16 protein-coding genes are annotated in these 15,583 nt (G+C 58.1%); 4 read left to right on the top strand and 12 right to left on the bottom strand.

Annotated elements, in window-relative coordinates:
* Nucleotides 1–7: 7 nt before the first annotated feature.
* Nucleotides 8–1,129, bottom strand: a complete 1,122-nt coding sequence (locus JIF53_RS11270; RefSeq protein WP_153741708.1) for a multifunctional CCA tRNA nucleotidyl transferase/2'3'-cyclic phosphodiesterase/2'nucleotidase/phosphatase — start codon at nucleotides 1,127–1,129, stop codon at nucleotides 8–10.
* 140 nt (nucleotides 1,130–1,269) lie between these two features.
* A complete protein-coding gene (gene traF / locus JIF53_RS11265) occupies nucleotides 1,270–2,523 on the bottom strand; it encodes a conjugal transfer protein TraF (RefSeq protein ID WP_227549001.1) in 1,254 nt (417 codons plus the stop codon).
* Between the two features lie 251 nt (nucleotides 2,524–2,774).
* On the opposite strand from traF, the gene JIF53_RS11260 reads away from it, so the two are divergent.
* On the top strand, nucleotides 2,775–3,311 hold the full coding sequence (locus JIF53_RS11260; protein ID WP_031210035.1) for an LPP20 family lipoprotein: 537 nt from the start codon (nucleotides 2,775–2,777) through the stop codon (nucleotides 3,309–3,311).
* Nucleotides 3,312–3,366: 55 nt separating this feature from the next.
* Nucleotides 3,367–4,578, top strand: coding sequence for a flagellar assembly protein T N-terminal domain-containing protein (locus JIF53_RS11255; protein WP_153741707.1), 1,212 nt, complete (start codon nucleotides 3,367–3,369; stop codon nucleotides 4,576–4,578).
* A gap of 3 nt (nucleotides 4,579–4,581) precedes the next feature.
* On the opposite strand, the gene JIF53_RS11250 is transcribed toward JIF53_RS11255, so the two are convergent.
* The 8 genes from JIF53_RS11250 to yegQ form a co-directional block, all read right to left on the bottom strand.
* A complete protein-coding gene (locus JIF53_RS11250) occupies nucleotides 4,582–5,040 on the bottom strand; it encodes a SufE family protein (protein WP_011786599.1) in 459 nt (152 codons plus the stop codon).
* Nucleotides 5,037–5,579: a putative Fe-S cluster assembly protein SufT gene (gene sufT / locus JIF53_RS11245; RefSeq protein WP_022990808.1), complete on the bottom strand. Its 543-nt coding sequence runs from the start codon at nucleotides 5,577–5,579 to the stop codon at nucleotides 5,037–5,039. Before sufT ends, JIF53_RS11250 begins: the two co-directional genes overlap by 4 nt.
* Before the next feature lie 25 nt (nucleotides 5,580–5,604).
* A complete protein-coding gene (locus JIF53_RS11240) occupies nucleotides 5,605–5,961 on the bottom strand; it encodes a HesB/IscA family protein (protein ID WP_153741706.1) in 357 nt (118 codons plus the stop codon).
* Nucleotides 5,962–5,973: 12 nt separating this feature from the next.
* Nucleotides 5,974–7,227: an aminotransferase class V-fold PLP-dependent enzyme gene (locus JIF53_RS11235; RefSeq protein WP_153741705.1), complete on the bottom strand. Its 1,254-nt coding sequence runs from the start codon at nucleotides 7,225–7,227 to the stop codon at nucleotides 5,974–5,976.
* 5 nt (nucleotides 7,228–7,232) lie between these two features.
* On the bottom strand, nucleotides 7,233–8,519 hold the full coding sequence (sufD, locus tag JIF53_RS11230; RefSeq protein ID WP_153741704.1) for a Fe-S cluster assembly protein SufD: 1,287 nt from the start codon (nucleotides 8,517–8,519) through the stop codon (nucleotides 7,233–7,235).
* Between the two features lie 15 nt (nucleotides 8,520–8,534).
* Entirely contained in the window at nucleotides 8,535–9,296 is a 762-nt protein-coding gene (gene sufC, locus JIF53_RS11225) for a Fe-S cluster assembly ATPase SufC (RefSeq protein WP_153741703.1), read from the bottom strand.
* Nucleotides 9,297–9,505: 209 nt separating this feature from the next.
* Nucleotides 9,506–10,954, bottom strand: coding sequence for a Fe-S cluster assembly protein SufB (sufB, locus tag JIF53_RS11220; RefSeq protein WP_011786593.1), 1,449 nt, complete (start codon nucleotides 10,952–10,954; stop codon nucleotides 9,506–9,508).
* A gap of 303 nt (nucleotides 10,955–11,257) precedes the next feature.
* On the bottom strand, nucleotides 11,258–12,580 hold the full coding sequence (gene yegQ, locus JIF53_RS11215; protein ID WP_199452503.1) for a tRNA 5-hydroxyuridine modification protein YegQ: 1,323 nt from the start codon (nucleotides 12,578–12,580) through the stop codon (nucleotides 11,258–11,260).
* 188 nt (nucleotides 12,581–12,768) lie between these two features.
* Between yegQ and JIF53_RS11210 the strand changes: the two genes are divergently transcribed.
* Entirely contained in the window at nucleotides 12,769–13,125 is a 357-nt protein-coding gene (locus JIF53_RS11210) for a helix-turn-helix domain-containing protein (RefSeq protein WP_023008621.1), read from the top strand.
* Here JIF53_RS11210 and fabB read toward each other — a convergent pair whose 3' ends face one another.
* Nucleotides 13,126–14,337 (bottom strand): beta-ketoacyl-ACP synthase I, encoded by a 1,212-nt coding sequence (fabB, locus tag JIF53_RS11205; protein ID WP_014422508.1) that lies wholly within the window; start codon nucleotides 14,335–14,337, stop codon nucleotides 13,126–13,128. It lies immediately after the preceding gene.
* Between the two features lie 11 nt (nucleotides 14,338–14,348).
* Nucleotides 14,349–14,858: a bifunctional 3-hydroxydecanoyl-ACP dehydratase/trans-2-decenoyl-ACP isomerase gene (fabA, locus tag JIF53_RS11200; protein WP_011786589.1), complete on the bottom strand. Its 510-nt coding sequence runs from the start codon at nucleotides 14,856–14,858 to the stop codon at nucleotides 14,349–14,351.
* 201 nt (nucleotides 14,859–15,059) lie between these two features.
* Here fabA and JIF53_RS11195 point away from each other — a divergent pair, with 201 nt between their 5' ends.
* Nucleotides 15,060–15,575, top strand: coding sequence for an SRPBCC family protein (locus JIF53_RS11195; RefSeq protein WP_199452502.1), 516 nt, complete (start codon nucleotides 15,060–15,062; stop codon nucleotides 15,573–15,575).
* Nucleotides 15,576–15,583 lie beyond the last annotated feature (8 nt).

Here is a 15,583-nt window from a genome sequence, read left to right as displayed (position 1 = left end):
TCTTTCCTTATTCGTGTGAGTTCAGTGCCTCAGTAATACGGGCCAGCCGCTCGTTCTGGATTGCCTCGCCCAGGGCTTTGCCGTGAATGCCTCTTTGCAGGAACGGGTGAGGGGTTACGCTCTGGGCCCTGCGTGCGGCCAGTTCCAGTTGCTGAACCACGTGGGCGCGTTCGTCCTGGAGGGTGCAGGCGAGGGTGCCCAGCAAAACGCCGAAACGATCGGGCCTTCGCCAGAAATCGGCTTTGTCCAGAAGTTCCATTGCCCGTTCCGGTGTTAGCCGGGCTTCAGGCGAGGCGTCGTTCAACCGAGCCATGAACAGACAGACCAGGTGGGTCAGATCCCGGCAGTCGTTGGGGCTTTTCATGGCTTTAGCCCTGGCAATGGCGTCTGGCTCGGGCACACCACTGAGCAAGGCGGCGTAATGCTGGGCGGTGGAACCCTGTTTGCGGTGGATGCACTGCAGGGCGCTGAGACCCTGGCGGAAACCCAGCTCATCGACCAATTCCGGGATCAGCACCTTCAGGGCGTCAAGCTCCCGAAGCACATCGAAGAACACGCCGGGAGCCTGTTCATGCAATGCCCTTTGGATTTCCTGCCATACCCGCTCTGGCACCAGATCCCCGAGTTCGCCGCTGGCGACCATCTCCCGCATCAGCGCCATGGTCTCCCGGCAGATGCTGAACCCGAGTGGCTGCAGGCGCGCGGCGAAGCGGGCGGTGCGAAGGATGCGCAGGGGATCTTCGGCGAAGGCTTCAGACACATGCCGAAGCTTTTTCTGTTCCAGGTCGGCATGGCCGTTGAACGGGTCCACCAGGTCGCCGTTCTCGGTTTCTGCCATGGCGTTGATGGTCAGGTCACGGCGGCGAAGATCGTCTTCCAGGGAGACATCCGGTGCACTGTAAACGCTGAACCCGTGGTACCCGCGCCCCTGCTTGCGCTCGGTCCGGGCCAGGGCGTATTCCTCGCCGGTGTCCGGATGCAGGAAAACCGGAAAATCCGCCCCTACCTGTTTGAAGCCTCGCTGGAGCATGTCTTCCGGGGTGGCACCAACCACTACCCAGTCCCGGTCTTTAACGCCCAGGCCGAGCAGCTTGTCGCGGACAGCGCCGCCCACCAGATAGGTTTGCATAATGCGGTTTGTTCCTGATTGCCATGAATGGGTAACGGGGATTATCCGGCCACGACCGGCCAGAGGCAAACAGGCAGCGTGAAATAAGAAAGCCCGGGCTGCGCAGGGCAGACCGGGCTTTTGCGGCCGGGGGCGTCGGCTTAGAAGGAGGTGCCGAGTTCCAGGGCTGCGCCGACATCGGCGCTGCTGTACAGGGCGCCGATATCCACGCGAACACCAATGATGTTCAGGCCGAGACCTGCGGTGAACTGAGTGTCTTCCTCGATGCCGTCGTTGTCGTCGTTACTGGCCAGGTTGTGGCGAACACCTGCGCGCAGCTGGGCGTAACGCCAGGCGTCGAATTCCGCGCCCAGGGCCAGCCACTGGGTATCGTCTTCATACCCGAAGGCTTCTTTCTTGGTCAGGTCCACTTCTGCCGTGATTACGTGGTAGTCGCTCTTGTGGGCGATACCTGCGGTGACCATCGGGTTGAGTTCGAGGGTGTATTTTTCTTCGCTCGGATGATTCTGGGCCGAATCCAGTTCCATCGGGATCAGGTTTTTGACGACGACGCCGGCGTTCCACTGGTTTTCAGCACCGAAGGCATAAGCAGCACCGATGTCCAGGTTGAAGCCGCTTTTGTCAGTTTCGTATTCGTCACTGTCGAAATCATCATCCTCGAAGTCTGAGATTTCTTCGGTGTACTGGAAGGTTTGTAGTTGCACGTATTTGGGGGAGACACCAAGCTGCAATGCGTTGCCATTAGAAAGCATAAACGAGTGAGCGATGCTGATGCCGGCTTCTGCTACTGCAGAGGCCAGGATTCTGCCGCGTGAGTTCAGCTCTGTATCAAGATCTGTAGTGGCGGGCGGGCGAACGCCATTAGCGATGTCATTTAGAAGGTCAAGGTCGTTTTCGTCCAGTTCACCGCGCACAGTCGCTGTCAGATTGGCGTTGGCGAAGAAGCCAAAGGACAAGGAGTTTGAGGGGATAGCAAGGCCAAGTCCCAAGCCTGCATTGGCACGCATGGTGTCGCGGTCAAAGGCTTCCAGGTTGTCTACGAGTTGCCGTGCTTTGGCCTGGGCATCGGCTTGATTGGAAAACTTCAGGTCCTCAAACTGCTCGATTTGGTCCTGGATATCATCAACCTGATCAATCACCTCTTCCTCATCGGCCGCACGCGCATTCACAGACGGCAGCATCAGACCGAAATCGTCTGCCCAGTCGTGCTGTTCAGCAGCCATCATGGCCGGGTTGGCACTCGGTGCAGCAGAGGGGTGGGCAACGGCGACGCCGGTTCCGCCCATGGCGAAGGAGCGGGCAGACATAAAGGCTTGCGGGCTTGCCAGTGCAGACGTGGTGGCAACAGACAGGCCGATGGCCAGGGACAGTTTGCTGAGGCGGTTTGCTTTCATGGGCGGTCCTGAATTGGTTTTATTGCATGAACAAATCATTAAGTGTCTGAAAGGTTAGACCAGTTTATTTCGTGACACAGCGCACAACCGGTAACGGTTTGTTCTGTATGTGTAAACAAAGGCAGCTTTTTGCCGCCGGCATGGCCATGGAGTTGCGCCGAATAATCGAAACCGTCCAAAGATCATTGAGTTGTCGAATCTGGCGTGATTCTTTCATGGTTCTGGTGAAAGTGTTTTCCGGAGACAAGATAATGACGTTGCGCTGGATCCTTGTTCCTGTTCTGGCATTTGCCGTGGCCGCCTGTGCGCCGGTAGGCAGCTACCGGAACGATCAGGCCAGGACCGAAACCTTTGAGCCCATTACGGTTCGGGTCAGTGGTTTTGGTACTTATGAGAATGTTCAGGCCGACCGGGTCAATACCCGCAAGCGGTTACTGGCTCGAAGGGCTTCACAGCTGGATGCCTACCGGAATCTGGCAGAGCGGGTCTACGGTACCGTGATCTACGGCAGTTCCACGGTGAATGACTTCGTTCTGCAGAACGACAGTTTCCGCACCTATGTGGACAGCTACATTCGCGGCGCCCGGATGGTGGCGGTGAATGAGCATAGCGATGGCGTGGTGGAAACGGTGATGGAGCTGCGCCTGGAGCCAAGGTTTCGGGAATGTGTGGCGAAGGTGGCGGACGATCAGGTGCAGGATGTCTGTGCCATTCCCATGCCCAGACGGAATGATCGTGTAGGGGATGTTGAGGCTCGTCGCACAGATTCACTGTACTACCTGGATTAGGTCTGTTGATGAACGCCGTGATTGAACCGGTATCGTTCCGGTGGGTTGAATTGCCATGATGAGATCAATGCTTCTGTTCTGGGTGCTGAGCTTGTGTACCGGCCTTGCCCAAGGCGTGGTCCTTGAAGGCGTGGGGCATGCCAATATCCGGGAGAATAATCTGGATCAGGCCCGCACTGAGGCGCGTCAGGCCGCGATGCGCGACCTTGCGCTGCAATATCAGGCCAGGGTCAGCACCCGGGACACCATGGAGAACGGTCAGCTTGTGGGCTCTCATACCGAGCTGTCGGCCATGGCCCAGGTTCGCAATGCCACGATCGTGGATGAGTACCGAAGTGGCAATCTGCTGAGGGTGATTGTCCGGGCAGAGATGTCGGATGCCAAAGGCAAGGCTGGCAGCTGCAAGGCGGGGCAGGCATCCGGTTTGCGTAAACGGGTGGCGGTAACCGCGTTCCCGATCACCCGTCCGGAGCAGGGTGGCGGTGCGGCCCTGGATGACGCCGGCGAACAATTGCCGCGGGAGCTGGTGGCTCGCTTGCAACAACAGGGGCAATTGCAGGTGCTGGGGGCGACATCGTTACAGCTGTTCAGCAACCTGCCGGATGCGCCCACGTCTCAGAAAAACCCGGCCAGCAATCAGCTGACGAATGTGGTTCAGCTGGCCCGGGAACTGGGGGCGCAGTTTGTGGTGGCAGGTGTGATTCGGGATATTGGCCTGGCCGACCCCGGCGCCTGGGGCAGCTCAATTCTGGATCGCATGCAGCGAGGTATCGGGATGGCCGACACTTCGCGCCGGTTTGAGGCCGAAGTGATGGTGTTTGATGGCTTCAGCGGTTCTCCGGTCTTCCGGCAGCGGTTTGAAACCTCGGCACGTTGGCAGCCGGATGGCAGTGGTACCGGAGGTTTTGCATCGGCGGGCTTTGAAGGTTCCGAGTGGGGGCAGGCGGTTGAAGGTGTCATTGCCGAGATGACCGCCGCCGTCAATAATGCTCTGGCCTGTCAGCCATTCATGGCTCGGATAACCCGTGTGGATGGCAACCGGGTGACTCTTGCCTCCGGCGCAACGGCGGGCCTGCGACCGGGGGATGAGCTCAATCTGTACCGCAGCCAGCGATACTTCGATTCACTGGATGGTACGCCTGAGCTGTCCGATACCGGGGTGACGCTGACACTGGACAACGTGCATCCGGATTTCAGTAACGGGCGAATCCCCACGGAAGGTGGCCTGATCAACGTTCAGCGCGATGACCTGGCCATTATCTGGTAAGTCTCAGGCGGCTTCGGCCGCCGCAATATCCCGGATCTTGCCGACCATGGCCCGCAGGCCGTTGCCCCGGGTGGGGGAGATATGGCGGAACAGATCCAGCTGCTCGAACAGCTCATCAATATCGGTGGCCAGCAGCTCTCGCGGCGTCTTGCCGTTCAGAGCCACCAGAATGATAGCGGCCAGGCCGCGCACAATCATGGCATCGGAATCGATCAGCAGGAACAGTTTGCCGCTGTCCTCATCGTACAGGTGAATCAGCCACACCTGACTCTGACAGCCGTGTACGTAATTTTCTTCAACCCGCTCATCATCGGGAAAACCTGGCAGCTGTTTGCCCAGATCGATGATGTAGGCGTAGCGTTCTTCCCAGTCGTCCAGAAACTCAAACGCATCCAGAACGTCTTCAAGGGTAGTGTCTTTGCCCAGGGGGTTGTTCAGAAATTGTTCCTTGCTGGCGGTCATAGCATTCCCAGTTCGAGTTTGGCTTCGTCGGTGAGCATATCGTTGTTCCAGGGCGGATCAAAGGTCAGCTCAACGGTTACCTTGTCCACATTGGGTACATGCTCCACCTTTCGCTTCACATCGTCGGTGATCACCGGGCCCATGCCGCAGCCAGCTGCGGTCAGGGTCATTTTGATGTAAACGTGATTGCCGTCTTCTGTGCCGTTCTCAATCCGGCATTCGTAAATCAGGCCGAGGTTGACTACGTCCACCGGGATTTCCGGGTCGTAGCAGTTACGCAGCGCTTCCCATACCTGGTTTTCGTTGATGGTGCCGTCTTCCGGGGTCTCGAAGCTGCTTTCCAGCGGCTGCTTGCCCAGGGCATCGGCGTCGTGGCCTTCAATGCGGGCAAGATTGCCGTTGACCGCCACGGTGAAGCTGCCGCCGAGGGATTGGGTAATGGTCACAAAGGTGTCTGACGGAATCATGATTTCCGTTCCGGCAGGTACCAGGCGGGCTTCCACTTCGCGTTTGGTCAGGACGACTTCGCGTTCTTGCATGTTTGATCAGTCCTATCTTTGTGCTTTACGCCACCGTGAAGCTTTCACCACAGCCGCACTCAGCGGTGGCGTTGGGGTTGCGGAAGCGGAACAGGGAGTTCACACCCTCGGTGACAAAGTCGATTTCGATGCCGTTCACCAGTGGCAGGTGTTCCTGCTTTACGAACACATCCACGCCGTCGATGGTAAAAATACGGTCATCGGATTCCGGTGTTTCTACCCACTGGGTTTCGTACTTGAAACCGGAACAGCCACTTTTTCTGATGGCCAGGCGAATGCCTTTGGCTTCCGGTTTCTTGTCCAGTTGTTTGCGAACGTGTTTGACCGCCGTCGGGGTCATGGTCACGTTCACATCGCTTGGGGTGAAGACTTCGGCTGTCATGTTTCCACCTCCTCAGGCAAACAGGCGCTGGATCTTTTGCAGGCCGGTAAACAGTTTCTCGACCTCTTCCAGCGTATTGTAGAACGCAAACGAAGCCCTGGCTGTACCGGGTACTCCGTAGAAATCCATCAATGGCATGGCGCAATGGTGGCCGGTGCGGATGGCAATGCCCTGCTGGTCCAGCAGGGTGCCGATGTCGCTCGGGTGCAGGCCGGCAATCTTGAACGACATCACCGGTACTTTCTGCTTCGCGGTGCCGATAATCTCCATGCCTGGTACGGTTTCGACCAGTTCATTGGCCTGGCGCAGCAAGCCATTCTCTGCAGCTTCCATGGCCTTTCTGTCCAGAGAATTCAGATAGTCGATAGCGGCGCTCAGGCCTACCGCCTCGGCAATAGCCGGGGTGCCAGCCTCGAATTTGTAGGGCAGCACATTCCAGGTGGTTCGTTCGAACGATACCCGCTCAATCATTTCGCCACCGCCCTGGTAAGGTGGCATTTCTTCCAGCAGTTCGGCGCGGCCATAAAGCACGCCAATGCCCGTGGGCCCGAACAGCTTGTGGGAAGAGAATGCATAGAAATCACAGCCTAGAGCCTGAACGTCCGGCTGGAAGTGGGGCACCGCCTGGGCGCCGTCCACCAGGGTCAGTACACCTTGTTTTTTCGCCTGTTCGATCAGGGGCGCAATCGGGTTGACGGTGCCCAGCACGTTGGACACGTGGGTGATCGCCAGCACCCGGGTGCGCTCGTTCAGCAGGCTGTTGAACGAATCCAGATCCAGCTCGCCTTGCGGTGTCACCTGAATGGGCACAACCCTGGCGCCGGTACGCTCGGCCACCATCTGCCAGGGCACAATGTTGGCATGGTGTTCCATGTGGCTGACCAGAATCTCATCGCCGGCTTTCAGGCGTGGGGCCAGGCCATTGGCTACCAGGTTGATGGCTTCGGTGGTGCCACGGGTCCAGATGATTTCGCGGGTGCTGGGCGCATTCAGGAATTCGCGCACGGTTTCCCGGGCGCCCTCAAAGGCGGCGGTCGCACGATCACCCAGGGTATGGGCGCCACGGTGCACGTTGGAGTGCATCTCGCGGTAATAGCGATCCATGGCATCCAGCACGGCCTGTGGCTTCTGCGCCGATGCACCGTTGTCCAGATACACCAGAGGCTTCCCGTTGATCTCCTGATGGAGAATCGGGAAGTCGCGGCGAATGGCTTGTACATCAAACGCCATCGACTGGGTGTTGTTTGCCACGGACAGATCAGTCATGCCCCTCAGGCCTCCTGAAAGGTTTGCTCAAAGAAATCACTCAACCGCGCCTGGGCGGTTTCTCGCACGGCTTCCACCGGAATCTGTTGCACCAGCTCGTTAATAAACGCCATGGTGAGCAGAACATTGGCCTGCCGGCGACCGATCCCGCGCGATACCAGGTAGAACACGGAGGTTTCGTCCAGCTGGCCGATGGTGGCGCCGTGCGCGCACTTCACATCGTCGGCGTAGATTTCCAGTTCCGGTTTGGTATCAATCTCTGCCCCGTTGGACAGCAGCAGGTTCTTGTTGTTCATATCCGCGTTGGACTTCTGGGCGTCCTGGTGGATATGAATCCGGCCGTTGAACACAGCATGGGACTGGTCCGCAGCAATATTGCGATAGGTCTCTTCGCTGTTGCAGTGGGCCGCGACATGGTCAATGGACGTGTGGTTGTCGTAGTGCTGTTTGCCCTGAGTAACCACCACACCATTGAGTTTGGTTTCCGCGCCTTCGCCTTCCAGTCGCACCTGCAGATCGTGCCGGCGCAGGGGGCCGCCAAAACCAACGCAATGGCTCTCGAAGCGCGAGCTGCGTTGTTGCAGTACCCCGGTAGCGCCAATGTGCTGAACATTCTCGCCTTCCATGTTCAGGCGGATGCTGGTGACGTTGGCGCCATCGGCCAGACTGAATTCGGTTACTGTGCTGACCAAGGCGGATGCTTCACCACTGGAGGTGTACTCCTCTACCAGGGTCAGCTGGCTGTTGGCGCCGGCTTCCACGTAGATACGTGGATAGGCGGAGCCGCTGGCGTCAGCGCTGGTCTCATGGATGATGAATAGCGGCTGATCCAGCACCGCGCCGGGTTTCAGGCGAATGAACAGGCCATCTTCGAAGCGCGCCCCGTTCAGGCGGGCAAACTGAGCCTGATCGTGATTCAGGGTGCTGCCGAGCTTTGCAGACAGGGCTTCAGCTTCGCCGTTAGCGAGATCGTTGAAGCTCAGGATCTCGATACCGTCGAGATCCGGATACTCGCTGGCTTCAGGAATCATCACGCCGTTGATGAAAACCACTTTGTAGCCTGGCACAGCGAGACTGTTGCCGGTCTTGCCTTCGGCCGGCAGGGAAATGGCCATATCGTCGGCCAGCTTCAGGTACTTGCTGGAGTACTTCCAGTTCTCGGTCTTGCGAGTAGGCAGCGGCATATCCACCAGCGCGCTGGCCCGTTCCTTGCGCAGCGCCAGCAACGGCTCCGGCAGGGATTCCCCGGCCGGGTGCAGGAAGGCGCTGGAAAGCATGGGTACAGATTTCATTCCACGGCCTCCTGATCAGTTGCTGGTGTCGTCGTCTTTAATGCCCAGCCAGCCGTAACCTTTCTCTTCCAGTTCCAGGGCCAGTTCACGACCGCCCGACTTGATGATCTTGCCACCAGCCAGTACGTGCACATAATCCGGAACAATGTGGTTCAGCAGGCGCTGGTAGTGAGTGACCATCAGAATGGCGCGGTCTTCCGAGCGCAGAGCATTCACGCCATCGGAAACCACTTTCAGGGCGTCGATGTCCAGGCCGGAATCGGTTTCATCCAGAATGGCCAGTTTCGGCTGCAGCAGCAGGGCCTGCATGATCTCGTTACGTTTCTTCTCGCCACCGGAGAAGCCTTCGTTCACGCCGCGTTTCAGGAAGGCCGGGTCCAGGTCTACCTGTTTGGAAACTTCCTTGGCCAGCTTCATGAACTCAGCAGCGTTCATCTCATCCTGGCCCTTGTGCTTGCGCATGGCGTTGACGGCGGTGCGCAGGAACTGCAGGTTGCTCACGCCCGGGATTTCCACCGGGTACTGGAAGGCCAGGAAGATGCCTTCGCGGGCGCGTTCTTCGGTTTCCAGATCCAGGAGGTTGTCTCCGTTCAGGGTGACTTCGCCCTTGGTGACTTCAAATGCGTCGTTGCCTGCCAGAACCTGTGACAGGGTACTCTTACCGGAACCGTTCGGGCCCATGATGGCGTGAACTTCCCCGGCCTTGATCTCCAGGTTAATGCCCTTGAGGATTTCTTTGCCCTCAACGGAGGCGTGCAGGTTTTTGATACTCAGCATTTGTAGATGTCTCTCTATATCCTGAATTTCGATCTATAAATTCGTACCCTTTGATGCCCCTGAAAACGTTCGGGACAGTGAGCGGGGGAGCTTTCCGGGATCGTCAAAATCAGGGATGATTTTGTCGAGCGTACAGGGATGTATTCACAGCGTATCCCGGAAAGCTCCCCCGCTCGCTGGCCTCCTCCGAGGCCAGCGGGGCATAGCGTTTAACCAACGGACCCTTCAAGGCTGACTTCCAGCAGCTTGCCAGCTTCAACCGCAAACTCCATCGGCAGCTCCTTGAACACCTCTTTACAGAAGCCGTTCACAATCATGGACACTGCCTGCTCCGGGTCGATACCGCGCTGGCGGCACAGGAACATTTGCTCGTCGCTGACCTTGGAAGTGGTCGCCTCGTGTTCCACGATCGCCGACTTGTTCTTGCTCTCGATGTACGGGAAGGTGTGCGCGCCGCAGCGGTCGCCGATCAGCAGCGAATCACACTGGGTAAAGTTACGCGCGCCTTCTGCACCGGGGCCGAATTTCACCAGGCCGCGGTAAGCATTGGAGCTCTTGCCGGCGGAAATACCCTTGGAGATGATGGTGCTGCGGGTATTCTTGCCCAGGTGGATCATCTTGGTGCCGGTATCGGCCTGCTGGTAATTATGCGTCAGCGCGACAGAGTAGAACTCGCCAACGCTGTTCTCACCGCGCAGTACACAGCTCGGGTACTTCCAGGTGACGGCGGAGCCGGTTTCCACCTGGGTCCAGGAAATCTTGGAGTTCTTGCCAATGCAGGCGCCGCGCTTGGTCACAAAGTTATAGATGCCGCCCTTGCCGTTTTCGTCGCCCGGGTACCAGTTCTGTACGGTGGAATATTTGATCTGGGCATCGTCCAATGCCACCAGTTCAACCACAGCCGCGTGCAGCTGGTTCTCGTCGCGCATCGGTGCGGTACAGCCTTCCAGGTAGCTTACGTAGCTGCCTTCGTCGGCGATAATCAGGGTGCGTTCGAACTGACCGGTGTTGGCGGCGTTGATGCGGAAGTAGGTGGACAGCTCCATAGGGCAGCGCACACCCTTGGGTACGTACACAAAGGTGCCGTCAGAAAACACCGCCGAATTCAGGCCCGCAAAGAAGTTGTCGCCGTGGGGTACCACGGTGCCCAGGTATTTCTGGACCAGTTCCGGATAGTCGCGGACGGCTTCGGAAATAGAGCAGAAGATCACGCCGGCCTTGGCCAGCGGCTCTTTGAAGGTGGTGGCTACGGAAACCGAGTCGAATACTGCGTCCACGGCAACGCCGGCAAGCTTTTCGCGCTCGTGCAGGGGAATGCCCAGCTTTTCGTAGGTTTTCAGCAGCTCCGGATCCACTTCATCCAGGCTTTGCGGCATATCCTCTTTGCGCTTGGGCGCGGAATAATAGGAAATCGAGTTGTAGTCGACTTTCGGGTAGCCGACATGAGCCCAGTTCGGCTCTTCCATTTCCAGCCAGCGACGATAGGCTTTGAGGCGCCATTCCAGCATCCATTCCGGCTCTTTCTTTATGGCGGAAAGGCGGGCAATGACGTCTTCGTTCAGGCCGGGTTCGAACGTGTCGGCTTCGATTTCAGTCACGAAACCGTGTTCGTATTCCCGTTTGATCAGCTCTTTCACCTCGTTGTCGGTGGTCGCCATGATCGTCGCTCCGTAATTCTCTCATCCAGGGCTTGCGCCCTTTGTGTCATCGGCAGCCCCTATTGGGCTGGCGGATGGGTGTATTCGATTTGCTGGTGTCGCAGTGGTCGCTCTCTCCGTGAGTACGCCCTGCAATCGGTTTTTGGATGACGGGAGGGGCTGCTGGCCGGTTTCCCGTTGCTTCTGGCGAGCGATTATACAATACCAGAGTAAAATAGTCAGGTATTAAATCGGTTGTGTAGGGATTATACCTTAATCGGCCTTTGGGGCACTAAGGGGGGCGTACAGATCGCCCACTCGAGTTTAACGGCCGGCGTTTTCGGGAAAAATCTTGGTCAGATAGGTGAAGTCCAGTTTTTCCGGCACGTTCGCGGGTTTAGGAATTTTGACGATGTGGCCGCTGCCTGGTGCGCACTCCATGGCCTCGCCGTGGCGGTTTTCCATCGTGTTGGCAGAGAATCGCAGGTTGCCGGCCGGGGTGATGAGCTCCAGCTGGTCGCCGGGGGCAAATTTATTTTTTACGTCGATGGTGAGCCACCGGTCATCCGCGTCGGCAATGGTGCCTACCACCTGCTGGGTGCCGAGATACGAGGAGCCCTGTTCGTAGGTCTGGTATTCCTGGGGCACGTGCCGGCGCAGGAAGCCTTCGGTGTAGCCGCGGTTCGAGAGGGCTTCGAGTTCGTCCATCATGTGCATGTCGAAGGGTTTGCCGGCGAGAGCGTCGTCGATGGCTTTCCGGTATACCTGGGTGGTGCGGGCTACATAGTAGGTGCTTTTGGTGCGACCTTCGATTTTCAGAGAGTGAACGCCCATCTTGACCAGTTCCGCTACGTGCTGGACGGCGCGCAGGTCTTTGGAGTTCATGATGTAGGTGCCGTGTTCGTCTTCGTAGGCCGGGATGAAGCCGCCGGGGCGATTGGGTTCTTCCAGCAGGATTTCTTTGGGCTCGCAGGTTTCCACCGCATCTGCAGAGGTGGCGATCAGATCGCCGGTCTGGTCATGGCTGTGCTGGACTTCTTTATAGTTCCAGCGGCAGGCGTTGGTGCAGGCGCCCTGGTTGGCGTCTCGATGGTTCATGTAGCCAGACAGCAAGCAGCGGCCGGAGTAGGCCATGCACAGGGCGCCGTGTACAAACACTTCCAGTTCCATCGCGGGGACTTTTTCGCGGATTTCGCGGATTTCCTCCAGGCCCAGTTCCCGGGACAGGATCACTCGGCTGATGCCCTGGCGGCGCCAGAATTCCACGGTGGCCCAGTTGACAGCGTTGGCCTGAACCGACAGGTGGATGGGCTGATCCGGCCATTTCTCCCTTACCAGCATGATGAGGCCGGGGTCAGACATGATCAGGGCGTCGGGTTTCTGTTCAATGACCGGCTCCAGGTCTCTCAGGTAGCTGCGCACTTTATTGTTATGGGGTGCAATGTTGGAGACCAGATAGAACTGTTTTCCCAGTTCGTGTGCTCGTTCAATGCCGGCGCCCAGGGCTGCAACGTCTTTGAAACTGTTGTTCCTTACTCTCAGCGAATATCTCGGCTGGCCGGCATAGACGGCATCTGCGCCATAGGCGAAGGCGGTTTCTAGATGTTCGGGGGTGCCGGCGGGAGCAAGCAGTTCCGGGGTGGTCATGGTGTCTCCGGGTATCAACTGAAAAGCAGATGGATGCAGGTAGGGCATTCTGAAAGCGGGCATTGTGCCGCAAATAATCCACTGCGCCATTGATCTTGCTCAAAGGTCGTATTGATTGATTTCGGCTAACATGTGTACGCTGATGGAGTTGGCAGTTTGGGCCAGGACGATAGGCAGGAGGAACCAGCATGGCATCAGAGCCATTAAGGCCTGAAAATTCAAAGCGTTCGCTGAGTATGCGGGTCAGCAAGCTGATCCGGATTCAGTTGGAGCGAGGGAAAGTCGGTGTCGAGACGGTGGCCGGGCAGTTGAATATGAGCCGGTATACGTTGCACAAGAAGTTGCGCCAGGAGGGGCTGACGTTTGCGGCTCTGCTGGAGCAGGTTCGTCGGGAGCAGGCGATTACCTATATGAAGGATAAATCCAAGCCGCTAGTGGAAATTGCCGAGCAGCTCGGATTTTCGGAATTGAGCGCATTCAGCCGGGCGTTCAAGCGCTGGATGGGAACGCCGCCGGCTGAATACCGCTCGCTTCGCTTGTCCTGATCAGACTTTCTTGAAGATCAGGGTGGCGTTGGTGCCGCCAAAGCCGAAGCTGTTGCTCATTACCAGGTTCAGATTCTGGTTGTCCATGCGTTCACGCACGATCGGGTAGCCTTCGGCGCCTTCGTCCAGGGTCTGGATGTTGGCGGACGGGGCAATAAAGCTCTCCCGCTGCATGATCAGGCTGTAAATGGCCTCATGTACGCCTGCGGCACCCAGTGCGTGGCCACACAGAGGTTTGGTGGAGCTCAGTGGCGGGATCTTGTCGCCAAAGGTTTCCTTGAGCGCTTTCAGTTCGGTTACATCACCCGCCGGCGTGCTGGTGCCGTGGGTGTTGATGTAGTTGATCTCGCCGTCGATGTTGGCCATGGCCTGCTTCATGCATCGAATGGCGCCTTCACCGCTGGGAGCCACCATGTCGGCGCCGTCGGAGGTGGCACCAAAGCCGACCAGTTCTGCCAGGATGGTGGCACCGCGGGCTTCGGCGTGTTCCAGGGATTCCAGTATCAGCGTGCCGCCGCCACCGGAAATCACGAAACCGTCACGGTCTGCATCGTAGGTGCGCGAGGCCTGTTCCGGCGTGTCGTTGTACTTGGTGGACAGCGCGCCCATGGCATCGAACATCAGGCTCAGGGTCCAGTGGATGTCTTCACCGCCACCGGCCAGCATTACGTCCTGGCGGCCCAGGGCGATCTGATCAGCGGCGTGGCCGATGCAGTGGGCGCTGGTGGCGCAGGCAGAGGTGATGCCGTAGTTGATACCGGTGATACCAAAGGCGGTGGTGATGGAGGCGTTGATGGCACTACCCATGGTGCGGGGTACCCGGTACGGGCCCACCCGGCGAAGGCCTTTGTCTCGGTGAGTATCGATGGCGTCCAGCAGTTCGACGGTAGAAGCGCCGCCGGTACCGAACACGGCGCCGGTGGTGTTGGCGCGCAGTTGCTCGTCGGTCAGGCCAGCCTGCTCAATGGCCTCTTTCGCCGCCAGGTAGCAGTAACCCGCCGCTGGGCTCATGAAACGCCAGATTTTGCGGTCGATGAGTTCTGACAGGTTCAGATCGATCTTGCCTGCAACGTGGCTGCGCAGGCCGTTATCCCGGGCTTCTTCGCTGAAGGCAATGCCGGAGCGGGATTCGCGAAGCGACTGGGCCACTTCTTTCTGGTTGGTTCCAAGGCTGGAGACAATCCCCATGCCGGTAACTACAACGCGACGCATTGTGCTAACTCCTAAAAGTCATCAGTCGATGTGAACAGGCCGACCCGAAGGTCTTTGGCGGTGTAGATTTCCCGCCCGTCCACTTCCATGCGGGCATCCGCAATGGCCATGGTCAGTTTGCGGCGAATCAACCGCTTGATATCCAGATAGTAGGTGACCTTTTTGTTTTCCGGCAAAACCTGTCCGAAAAACTTCACCTCACCAGCGCCCAGGGCGCGACCCTTGCCTTCGCCGCCACTCCAGGCCAGGAAAAAGCCGACTAGCTGCCACATGGCGTCCAGGCCCAGGCATCCAGGCATCACCGGGTCGCCCTCAAAATGCACTTTGAAAAACCAGAGATCCGGGTTGATGTCCAGTTCGGCCACCAGGCTGCCTTTGCCATATTCGCCGTCATCGGCTCCGATGTGGGTAATACGGTCGACCATCAACATTTCGTCGATGGGCAGGCGCATGGCGCCGGGGAACAGCTGGCCGTGGCCGCAGCGGATCAGGTCTTCTTTGTCAAAGTGATCAGGATACATGTTGCCTGTGTCTCTGTTGCAAAATGATTTCTTCTACTTTAGCGCCTGTTCTGTGAACGGCTATTGACCTTTAGTGGATGATTACCGCCCAGAAGTTCCCCGGACCCGCAGTCAGAGCCGGTTGATGGTCATCAAGGCTATCTTTTGTCCGGTTTGATACTTTCGTCGAATCTGTGAAGTTCGCCATATTAGGGAGGGCCTATGTCTGCGGATGAGGAGTTCATCGATGGACAAATCCGGTTCGAGGCGGGCCGGGTATTGGTACACCTGGAACGGTTGCTGGAACATCCTCCGGAGGCTGTCTGGAATATGCTGACCGATTCGGTGCATTTGGCCAACTGGTTGGCTGCCGGGTCTCTGGAGGCTCGTGAAGGTGGCCGGGTTCAGCTGGATTTTGGCAACAGTGGCATGCCCATCGACTGTACCATTACCGCCTGCCGGCCTCACCGGCTGTTGTCCTACTCCTGGAGTTCCGGAGATGCCCCTGAGCGGCCGCTGACCTGGGAATTACTGCGGGAAGGAGTCTGTACCCGGCTTTGCCTGACGCTGTCGTTGCCGGACGATGAGGTGGTGCCTATTGCCTGCGCCGGTTGGGATGCCCATCTGGAAATGCTGATGGCAGCACTGGAGGGCATCAGCATTCACTTTCCGGCAGCCCGGTTCCGTGCGGCCCGATCCCATTTTGAAAAGCTGCTGAAAGAGAAAATGGCGGCCTGAAGTCCTGC

This window comes from Marinobacter sp. bablab_jr008 (assembly GCF_016464145.1).
Lineage (GTDB): Bacteria > Pseudomonadota > Gammaproteobacteria > Pseudomonadales > Oleiphilaceae > Marinobacter > Marinobacter nauticus.
Note: the sequence above shows the minus strand (reverse complement) of the source record. Positions and strands in the feature narration are given on the sequence as shown.

Coding starts and splice junctions, on each gene's coding strand:
- JIF53_RS11270 (WP_153741708.1), bottom strand. CDS start 1,129: ATGCAAACCTATCTGGTGGGCGGCGCTGTCCGCGACAAGCTGCTCGGC.
- traF (WP_227549001.1), bottom strand. CDS start 2,523: ATGAAAGCAAACCGCCTCAGCAAACTGTCCCTGGCCATCGGCCTGTCT.
- JIF53_RS11260 (WP_031210035.1), top strand. CDS start 2,775: ATGACGTTGCGCTGGATCCTTGTTCCTGTTCTGGCATTTGCCGTGGCC.
- JIF53_RS11255 (WP_153741707.1), top strand. CDS start 3,367: ATGATGAGATCAATGCTTCTGTTCTGGGTGCTGAGCTTGTGTACCGGC.
- JIF53_RS11250 (WP_011786599.1), bottom strand. CDS start 5,040: ATGACCGCCAGCAAGGAACAATTTCTGAACAACCCCCTGGGCAAAGAC.
- sufT (WP_022990808.1), bottom strand. CDS start 5,579: ATGCAAGAACGCGAAGTCGTCCTGACCAAACGCGAAGTGGAAGCCCGC.
- JIF53_RS11240 (WP_153741706.1), bottom strand. CDS start 5,961: ATGACAGCCGAAGTCTTCACCCCAAGCGATGTGAACGTGACCATGACC.
- JIF53_RS11235 (WP_153741705.1), bottom strand. CDS start 7,227: ATGACTGATCTGTCCGTGGCAAACAACACCCAGTCGATGGCGTTTGAT.
- sufD (WP_153741704.1), bottom strand. CDS start 8,519: ATGAAATCTGTACCCATGCTTTCCAGCGCCTTCCTGCACCCGGCCGGG.
- sufC (WP_153741703.1), bottom strand. CDS start 9,296: ATGCTGAGTATCAAAAACCTGCACGCCTCCGTTGAGGGCAAAGAAATC.
- sufB (WP_011786593.1), bottom strand. CDS start 10,954: ATGGCGACCACCGACAACGAGGTGAAAGAGCTGATCAAACGGGAATAC.
- yegQ (WP_199452503.1), bottom strand. CDS start 12,580: ATGACCACCCCGGAACTGCTTGCTCCCGCCGGCACCCCCGAACATCTA.
- JIF53_RS11210 (WP_023008621.1), top strand. CDS start 12,769: ATGGCATCAGAGCCATTAAGGCCTGAAAATTCAAAGCGTTCGCTGAGT.
- fabB (WP_014422508.1), bottom strand. CDS start 14,337: ATGCGTCGCGTTGTAGTTACCGGCATGGGGATTGTCTCCAGCCTTGGA.
- fabA (WP_011786589.1), bottom strand. CDS start 14,858: ATGTATCCTGATCACTTTGACAAAGAAGACCTGATCCGCTGCGGCCAC.
- JIF53_RS11195 (WP_199452502.1), top strand. CDS start 15,060: ATGTCTGCGGATGAGGAGTTCATCGATGGACAAATCCGGTTCGAGGCG.